Annotated in this window: 7 protein-coding genes and 1 pseudogene; 6 read left to right on the forward strand and 2 right to left on the reverse strand. The window is 76.2% G+C overall.

From position 1 onward, the window contains the following. Nucleotides 1–211 precede the first annotated feature (211 nt). Nucleotides 212–1,012 (forward strand): glutamate racemase, encoded by an 801-nt coding sequence (locus tag ACFV0Q_RS33705; RefSeq protein WP_385010641.1) that lies wholly within the window; start codon nucleotides 212–214, stop codon nucleotides 1,010–1,012. 74 nt (nucleotides 1,013–1,086) lie between these two features. Beyond that, nucleotides 1,087–2,199, forward strand: a complete 1,113-nt coding sequence (locus ACFV0Q_RS33710) for a hypothetical protein (protein WP_385010643.1) — start codon at nucleotides 1,087–1,089, stop codon at nucleotides 2,197–2,199. A 190-nt stretch (nucleotides 2,200–2,389) separates the two neighbouring features. Here ACFV0Q_RS33710 and ACFV0Q_RS33715 read toward each other — a convergent pair. Then, nucleotides 2,390–3,175 (reverse strand): annotated as a pseudogene (locus ACFV0Q_RS33715) (ADP-ribosylglycohydrolase family protein); the annotation flags it as partial. Between the two features lie 187 nt (nucleotides 3,176–3,362). Between ACFV0Q_RS33715 and ACFV0Q_RS33720 the strand changes: the two are divergent. The 3 genes from ACFV0Q_RS33720 to ACFV0Q_RS33730 all read left to right on the forward strand — a co-directional run bounded on the left by ACFV0Q_RS33720 (nucleotide 3,363) and on the right by ACFV0Q_RS33730 (nucleotide 6,088). Next, complete coding sequence (locus tag ACFV0Q_RS33720; RefSeq protein WP_385010645.1) at nucleotides 3,363–3,878, forward strand: hypothetical protein; 516 nt, start codon at nucleotides 3,363–3,365, stop codon at nucleotides 3,876–3,878. A gap of 61 nt (nucleotides 3,879–3,939) precedes the next feature. Then, nucleotides 3,940–5,565 carry an apolipoprotein N-acyltransferase gene (gene lnt / locus ACFV0Q_RS33725; protein WP_385010647.1) on the forward strand — a complete coding sequence of 542 codons (1,626 nt, stop codon included), beginning with the start codon at nucleotides 3,940–3,942 and terminating at the stop codon, nucleotides 5,563–5,565. A gap of 37 nt (nucleotides 5,566–5,602) precedes the next feature. Beyond that, the gene (locus ACFV0Q_RS33730) at nucleotides 5,603–6,088 is read left to right on the forward strand and encodes an NUDIX domain-containing protein (protein ID WP_385010649.1); all 486 of its coding nucleotides are present in this window, start codon (nucleotides 5,603–5,605) and stop codon (nucleotides 6,086–6,088) included. A 1-nt stretch (nucleotide 6,089) separates the two neighbouring features. Here the strand turns inward: ACFV0Q_RS33730 and ACFV0Q_RS33735 are convergent, their stop codons facing one another. Then, on the reverse strand, nucleotides 6,090–6,860 hold the full coding sequence (locus tag ACFV0Q_RS33735) for a trypsin-like serine peptidase (RefSeq protein ID WP_385010651.1): 771 nt from the start codon (nucleotides 6,858–6,860) through the stop codon (nucleotides 6,090–6,092). 276 nt (nucleotides 6,861–7,136) lie between these two features. On the opposite strand from ACFV0Q_RS33735, the gene ACFV0Q_RS33740 reads away from it, so the two are divergent. Then, nucleotides 7,137–8,426 carry an ATP-binding protein gene (locus tag ACFV0Q_RS33740; RefSeq protein WP_385010653.1) on the forward strand — a complete coding sequence of 430 codons (1,290 nt, stop codon included), beginning with the start codon at nucleotides 7,137–7,139 and terminating at the stop codon, nucleotides 8,424–8,426. Nucleotides 8,427–8,733 lie beyond the last annotated feature (307 nt).

An 8,733-nucleotide genomic window follows, 5' to 3' on the forward strand; every position in this document is an offset into this window, starting at 1 on the left:
GTCCCGCACCGCACCGCACCGGAGCCCCGGGGCCGGGCGGTGCGGCCCGCCCGGGTGCGCGGGGCCCGTGCCGGTCGGCCGTCGCGCCGGGAGGGGGCTCCCGGTTCGGGCCCCGGCGGGCTTCACCCGGGTGGCCCGGATGGTGGCCGGCGGCGGGGGCGGCGGGGCCCGGCGAGGGCCGCGTGCCGGCTAAGTCGTCTAAGGTGACCAGGTGAAGATCGCCCTCATGGACTCCGGAATCGGCCTCCTCGCTGCGGCCGCCGCCACGCGTCGCCTGCGGCCCGACGCCGATCTGCTGCTGTCCTCGGATCCCGACGGGATGCCCTGGGGGCCGCGCACGCCCGCCGACCTGACCGAGCGCGCCCGCGCCGTCGCGCGGGCCGCCGCCGCCCTGCGTCCGGACGCGCTGATCGTGGCCTGCAACACCGCCTCCGTGCACTCCCTGGCCACCATCCGCGCCGAGCTGGAGCCCGGCATCCCCGTCATCGGTACCGTGCCGGCGATCAAGCCCGCCGCGGCCGCCGGCGGGCGCGTGGCCATCTGGGCCACCCCCGCCACCACCGGGAGCCCGTACCAGCGCGGACTGATCCGCGACTTCGCCGCCGGGGTCCCGGTCACCGAGGTGCCCTGCCCCGGTCTGGCCGACGCGGTCGAGGCCGCCGACGAGGCCGCCGTCGTACGCGCCGTCGCCGCCGCGGCGGCGCTCACCCCGGCCGACGTCACGGACGTGGTCCTCGGCTGCACCCACTACGAGCTGGTCGAGGAACCGATCCGGGCCGCCCTCGCCGCGCGCACCGGCGGGGCCGCGCTGACGTACCACGGTTCCGCCGAGGCCGTCGCCGTCCAGGCCCTGCGCCGCATCGGCGCCGAGCCCGCGCCCGGGCTGCCCCGTACCGGCGGGCTGACCGTCCTGCACAGCGGCCGGACGTCCGCACTGTCCGCGGCCGCCCTCGGCTACGCCGAAGGCCGGCTCCTCGCGGGGCACGAGCACGGCGTCCCCGTCCCGGGCTGACCGGCCGCCGACCCCGGCCGGTCCGCGCCGCAATCCCTGTTCCCCCGGGCCCGGAGCGCTCGCATACTGGGCCCGTGATTGCCTACGCCAAGCACCTGCCCACCGGGGCGACACCGGCAAGTGACACCAGGACATGGGGAGTTGAGGCGGCCGGCCGCTGGCGTGCGGCGCGGACACCCGTCGTCTTCGCGCCCTGCGCCGGGAGTTGGGCCCTCGGCGTGCTCGTCGCCGTCTCGCTCGTGCTGATCCTGCGGAACGAGGCACCGGTCCGGCCCGTCGGCACGGCCTGGCGGGCCTATCCCGCCGCGGTCCTGCTCGTGGCGCTGCCGCTCTGGTACCGGTACCTGCCGGGCGCGGCCGCCGTGTCCGCCGCGCTGCTCGCCGTGGAGTCGGCCGTCGCCTTCCCCGGGCTCCCCGCCTCCGACGCCGCCGGGCGGACCGGGCTGGCCCTCGTCTGCCTGATGTCGCTGTGGGCGCTGGCCGGGGCGCTCCTGCGGCTGCGGGCCCGCCGCAGGCAGGCGCGGCTCGCCCTCGCCGCGGCGGGCCCGGCCCGGTTCCCGATGCCGCAGTGGCTGCCCACCGGGCACGACCGGCGCGGCAACGCGCGCATCCTGTCCGGCGGGTCCCTCTGCCTCCTCGCCGCGGGCGTCCTCCTCGACGGGATCCTCGGCGACCTCGGCGGCGAGGCCCCGTACGACGCCGTCGGCCAGCAGCGCGTGGCCCTGGCCCTGCTGGTCGTCGGGAGCACCCTGCTGGCCCGGGGCTGGACGGCCGACGCGGCCGCGCGACGGCTGCACGGCGCGCCGCAGCCCGCGCTGGTGGTGGGCGTACGGATGGCCCCGTCCGGGCACTTCTGGCTGCACCCGGACGCCGACACCCCGGCCGGACGGCCCCTGATCGCGTACCGCCTGCGCCGCCAGGACAGGCAGGGCGGCGGACGGCTGCTGGCCCGTGGGCCGGAGGGGCGGTTCGCGCGCGGACTGCACGACATCGACGCCCGGGCCGAACCCTTCGAGGCGGTCCTGTACGGGGCGCCCCGGGACGGCGCCGAGATCGTCATCGAGTACGCGGTCCACGACGGATCCGGCATGACCGCCGCCGTCGTGGCGGCGCCCCTGCTGCCGAGGCGGCGGCACGGGCTCGGCCCGTGGACCCCGGCCGGCGTCTCCTACCGGGAGACCCCGTAGGGGCGGCGCGAGCGCGAGCGCGAGCACCGGCCGCCACCGCGCAAGCGGCGCTCGGCGCCCACCCGCGGCACGGCGGCCGCCACCGGTACCGGTGCCGCGACGGGCGGTGGCTGCGGCGGTGGCGACGGCGGCGGCTGCGGCGGCTCGGGCTGCGGTGGTGGCTGCGGAGGCTGCGGCTGCGGCTGACCCCGCCGTACACCGCTCCGGCCAGCGTTCCCGTCACCGCCGCGACGGTGTCGGTGTCCCCGCCCAGGTCCACGGCGGCCCGTACCGCCTGCGCGAAGCCGGAGGCCGTCCGCAGGGCCCACACCGCCGAGCCGAGGCAGGGCCACACCGCCCCGTTGAACTCGGTGGCCCGCTCCGGGTGCCAGCCGGGGTCGAGCACGCGGGCGTACCGCTCGCGGTGCTCCGGGTGCACCTCGCCCAGCACCGAGGGCAGGGCGCCGAGGGGATCGCCCCCGTCCAGGGCCACCCGTACGAGCTCGTGCAGGACGGCGGTCCCCTCCCAGGCGGCCCGATCGCCGTGCGTGAGGGCCGCGATCCGCCGGGCGGCGTCCATGGTGGCCGCCCGCCCCGCCGGTGCGAACCAGACGGCCGAAGTGGCGGCCCGCATCAGGGAACCGTTGCCCGCCGCCCGCGCGTTGACCTGGAAGTGCAGGCCCGCGGCCCGGTCCCAGGGTTCGCCGTTGGACAGCACGTCCTCGGTCTGGAGCCCGATGTCCTTGGGCCGCCAGGCCGCCCAGTCCTGGAACCGCCCGAAGACGTCGGGGAGTTCGAGGCCGCCGTGTTCGAGGAGGGACTCCCCGACGAGGACCGCCATCTGCGTGTCGTCGGTCGCCTCGCCCGGATCCCAGCCGCCGCCCCCGCGCATCTCCTCGCCCCGCGCGCTCAGCCCGCCCGCCGGGCCGAACTCGTACGGCGCGCCGAGCGCGTCGCCCGCCGCCGAGCCCAGGACGGCCCCCACCGCCCGGTCCAGCCGCCGCGTCCGGCCGTCGTCGCTGCTTACGCCGCCCCCCTCCGGGCCCGCCGGCAGCCCCGCCCGCGCCGCGCGGCCGGTCGCTCCGGTCGTCCTGCATCGCGCCGTCACTGTAGCCACGGCCGGGTGTGCGCCGACTGGCGCAGAGGTGGTGGTCAGGAAGCGGAACGTGGGTACGCTGCTGGACATGACGGTTCACCCCCCGGGTCCCCTCTGGACGGGCCGGGCCTCCAACCGCGTGCAGTGGCTGCTCGCCGCGGCCGGTGCGGCCTGTCTCGCGCTGGGCATCGAGCTCGCCGTCGACAACGCCTGGACCTCCGGCATGGTTCCGCTGCTGATGTCCGTGATCGGCTGCCTGGCGGCCGGGCTGCTCATCCTCTACGGCACCCTCGCCTTCGTCCACGTGGCGGTCACCGTCGACTCCGAGCGCCTCGACGTGCGCTGCGGACACATCGGACTCCCGCGCCGCACGATCCGGCTCTCCGAGGTCACCGCCGCCGAGTTCCTGCCCCGCATCACCCCGCAGCAGTGGGGCGGCTGGGGCTACCGCTGGCGCCCCGACAAGGGCACCGCGATCATCGTCCGGCGCGGCGAGGGCATCGAGCTGCGGCTCGGCGACGGGAAACTGTTCACGGTCACCGTCGACGACGCCGAGAACGCCGTCCGCGTCATCCGCACCCACCTGCGCGCCCTCGCCCGCTAGCGACCTGGTGTTACGCGGCTCCTTACCGGCCCTTGGGGGACGGGGACGTACACTCCGCCAGATGAGCAGCAGTGTCACCCGCGCCGCCGAGAGCGAGCCCCCGCAGTCCGCCGGACCGGCCGAGGCGGGTTCCGGAGCGAACGAAGCCGCCGCGTCCGGCCCCGGGAAGCGGAAGCGCGCCCGGCTGGTGCGGGCGGCCCTCGCCGCCGCCGCGGGGGTGCTGCTCTACCTCAGCTTCCCGCCCCGCCCCCTGTGGTGGCTCGCCCCCTTCGCCCTCGCCCTGCTGGCCGGCTGCCTGCGCGGCCGCCGCGCCCGCGCGGGCTTCGGCCTCGGCGTCCTCTTCGGGCTCGGCTACCTGCTGCCGCTCCTCGTCTGGACCAGCGAGGGCGTCGGCCCCGTGCCCTGGATCGCCCTCGTCACCCTCGAAGCCCTCCTGATCGGCCTCGCCGGTCTCGGCATCGCCCTCGTCAGCCGCCTGCCCGGCTGGCCGCTGTGGGCCGCCGCCGTCTGGGTCGCGGACGAGGCCCTGCGGGCCCGGGCCCCCTTCGGCGGCTTCTCCTGGGGCAAGCTCGCCTACGGGCAGGCCGAGGGCGTCTTCGTACCGCTCGCCGCCCTCGGCGGCACCCCGCTGCTGTCCTTCGCCGTGGCCTTGTGCGGATTCGGGCTGTACGAAGCCGCGCGCATCGCCCGCGGCCACCCCGCCCGGACCACCGCCGCGCTGGCCGCCCTCACCGTCGTCGCCCCGGTCGGCGCGGCCCTCGCGGCCCGCCCGCTGGTCTCCGACGCCGCCGAGGACGGCACCGCCGTGGCCGCCGTGATCCAGGGCAACGTGCCGCGCGCCGGATTCGACTTCAACGCCCAGCGCCGCCAGGTCCTGGACAACCACGCGAACCGCACCCTCCAGCTCGCCGAGGACGTCAAGGCCGGCCGGGCCCCCAAGCCCGACTTCGTCGTGTGGCCGGAGAACTCCTCCGACATCGACCCGTTCACGGAGCCCGACGCCCACGCCGTCATCGACCGGGCCGTGAAGGCCATCGGCGTGCCCGTCGCGATCGGCTCCGTACTGGCCCCGGAGACCGGACCGCTGCGCAACACGATGATCCTGTGGGACCCGGTCAAGGGCCCCACCGCCACCTACGACAAGCGCAAGATCCAGCCCTTCGGCGAGCGGATCCCGATGCGCTCCTTCGTCCGCCTCTTCAGCTCCGACGTCGACCGGGTCCGCCGCGACTTCGGCCCCGGCAAGGAGCCCGGCGTCTTCGACATGGGGGGCAGCGGGATCGGCATGGTCACCTGCTACGAGGCCGCCTTCGACGACGCCGTCCGCTCCACCGTCCAGGCCGGTGCCCAGGTCATCGCCGTACCCAGCAACAACGCCACCTTCGGCCGGACCGAGATGACCTACCAGCAGCTCGCCATGGACCGGATCCGGGCGGTCGAGCACAGCCGGACCGTCCTCGTCCCCGTCACCAGCGGGGTCAGCGCCGTCATCCGCCCCGACGGCTCGGTGGTCTCGCAGACCAGGATGTTCACCGCCGACGCGCTCGTCGCCGAGATCCCGCTGCGCTCCACGCAGACCCCGGCCACCCGCTTCGGCCCGCTGCCGGAATACGCCCTGCTCCTGGTCGCCGCGGGCGGGCTGGGCGCCGTCCTCTTCCGCCGCATTCGCGCCCGCCGGGCCGCATGACGACGGCGGGAGGCGCGGGGCCTCGTAAGGTCGGGGCATGACCACACCCGAATTCATCCGCGCCATCCGGGCCGGGGCCGGGCAGCTGCTGCTCCTGCTGCCCGGAGTGACCGCCGTCGTCTTCGACGACCGGGGCCGCGTCCTGCTCGGCCGCCGGGCCGACACCGGCCGCTGGTCCGTGATCGGCGGGATCGCCGAGCCGGGGGAGCAGCCCGCCGAGACGGCGGTGCGCGAGGTGTACGAGGAGACGGCCGTGCGGTGCGTCCCCGAACGGGTCGTCCTCGTCCAGATGCTCGAACCGATCACCTACCCCAACGGCGACGTCTGCCAGTTCCAGGACATCACCTTCCGCTGCCGCGCGACCGGCGGCGAGGCCCGCGCGGCCGACGGGGAGCTGCTGGAGGTGGCCTGGTTCGAGCCGGACGCGCTGCCGCGGCTGGAGCCGTTCGCGCTGGACCGCGTACGGCGGGCGCAGCGCGACGAACCCACCTGGTTCGCGGCCCCCGGCGACGCCGGAAGGTAGCTCAGCCCGCCGGGACCGCCGCCTCGCGGTAGAGCTCCAGCGCCTGGTCGCCCATCACCGCGCTGTACGAGACCTCGGGGACGCTGCCGCCGCCCTCGTAGCCGCCCAGGACCCCGGCCAGCGCGCCGTCGGCCAGCCAGGGGCTGCCGCTGGTGCCGCCGCTGAGGTCGGGGCAGCCGATCCGGCGCTGGGTGCCGGAGAACAGGCTCGTGCTGTTGGAGCAGCGCAGCGGGGCGTCCTGGGAGCTGGGGTAGCCGAGGATCGTCACGGTCACGTCGTCGGGCTGCTCGGTCGCGACCGGGAACCCGCCGACGACGTCCTCTATCCGCACCCCGTCCACCGGGGCGACCGTCGCGAAGGCGATGTCGTCGTCGGGGTCCTTCGCGTCCGTCCAGTCGGGGGCCACGTTCACGCCGGTCAGCCGCCACACCCCGTACGGGGCCTCGCCGTCCCGGTAGCCCGGGGCGAACACGGTGGTGTCGGGGTGGTCGAGGCAGTGCGCGGCCGTGGCGATGACATCGCGGTCGGCGCTGCGCACCACGGAGGCGGTGCAGAAGTGCCCGCCGTCCAGGCCGCCCGCGAACAGCGCGCCCACCCGGGCGACGGTCGCGTCGGGCAGGGCCGTGGCGGTGACGCCGAGCGGGGGCACGGCCTCGGCGTTGGGCATGTCCACGCTCAGCAGGGCGGCCATCGCCGTCACCGCGAGCAGGATCCGGGACGCCCGCCGGGCGCGGGGGCGGCCGGCCTGTCGGGGGAGGATGCGTTGGATCATGCACCGAGCCTCCCCGGGGAAACTGTGTCCGGAGCCCGGTAGTCCGTATGAATCCGCTGTGAATCCCGCCGGGACGCCCGCAGGGCCCCCTGTGAATCCCGCCGAGACGCCCGCCGGGACGCCCGCCGGGACGCCCGCCCCCCTGATCCCCGCCCCGCCGAGTCTATGGACGCCGCGGTGGGTTTCCCGGCGGGCTGTTGTGCACCGCGGAGCGTGATCGCCGGGCCCGCCCGCCCCTAGCCTCGCCGCAGGAGCACGAACGAGGGGCGGTACCCGGTGAACTGGCTGATCCACGACTACCGCGAGAGCGATCTCGCAGCGGTGGTCCACCTCATCGACACCACGGCGGAACTCGGCCAGGAGTCGGTCTTCTCCCTCGCCGAGTGCATCGGAGCGCTCACCGACCGGCAGCCCTGCGTGGTCGCCGTCCACCAGGGCGTCCCGATCGGCGCGGCCCTCGCCTGCGTGACGGGGGAGCGGGCCTGGGTGATGCGCATCGCCATCGCCGCCGGATGGCGCGGCCGGGGCCTGGCCAGCGCCCTGCTCGTCGAGCTGGAACGGCGGCTGATCGCGGCCCGCGTCGGCCGGATCGCGTACGTCCTGCCCGAGGAGGACCTCCTCGGCGAGGGCCTCCTCAACGCCGGGTACACCCGCCAGCCCGCCGTCGCCTACTTCGAGAAGACCGAGCCGCTGCACGGCCCCGCGGCCGGGCTCCTCGACGACCTCGGCGGCCGATTCCTCCAGGGCGACCTGTGGGACAAGGTCGCCGGCATGGAGCGGGAGAAGGACCTCATCGAACGGCGCGTGGTGCTGCCGCTCGCCGAACCGGAACGGGCCGCCTCGCACGGCGTGCGTCCGCCGCGCGCGATCACCCTCTTCGGGCCGCCCGGCACCGGCAAGACCACCTTCGCCCGGGCCATCGCCTCCCGGCTGGGCTGGCCGTTCGTGGAGCTGCTGCCCTCCCGGCTCGCCGACGAGGGGAACCTGGCCGCGGCCCTGCGCGACGCCTTCGCCCGGATCGCGGAGCTGGAGCGGGTGCTCGTCTTCATCGACGAGGTCGAGGAGATCGCCCCCGTACGCACCGAGCCCGCGCAGCCCGGCGGTATCCACGGGGTGACGAACGAGCTGCTCAAGCTGATACCCGGCTTCCGGGAGGGCGGCGAACGGCTGCTGGTCTGCGCGACCAACTCCATCCGCTCCCTCGACCCGGCGTTCCTGCGGCCCGGCCGCTTCGACTACCTGATCCCGATCGGCACCCCCGACGCCGGGGCGCGCTCCGCGATCTGGTCGCGGTACACGGCGGGCCGCTCCGACGTCGACGTGGCGGCGCTGGTGGCGGCGACCGAGCTGTTCACCCCGGCCGACATCGAGCACGCGGCCCGGATCGCGGCGCAGGTGTCCTTCGAGCGGGACCTGGAGGCGGTCGGCGCGCGGGGCGCGGCGGCCGCGCAGCTCGGGGCGACCACGGCGGACTACCTGGCGGCCGTCGCGCAGTGCCGGCCGACGGTGACCCCGGCGATGACGGGCGAGTTCCAGGCGGACATCAACGCCCACGCCCGCTTCTAGACCCCGTCCCCCGGGGCCTCGGAGCAGGAGCGGGCGGAGCCGCGAGGAGGGCCCGGGCACGCGAAACGGCCCGCAGCCACTCCCCAAAGCGGCTGCGGGCCTCCCGCGCGGACTTGGCATCCGTGCGGGACGGCCACGTTCCGGTTTGGGGTGTCGCCGGCTGGAACGTGACACGCAGGGGTGCCTGAGGGCGTCCTGCACGCCCTCGTCAACGTCTACGAGTCAACCAGCGGGCCCGGTCCCGCCGCTTCGGCCGGACGGCCGGACCACGGCCCGGCCGAAAGTACGGGCCGCGCCGTGGTCCGGC

The organism is Streptomyces sp. NPDC059564, assembly GCF_042735575.1.
Classification (GTDB): Bacteria; Actinomycetota; Actinomycetes; order Streptomycetales; family Streptomycetaceae; genus Streptomyces.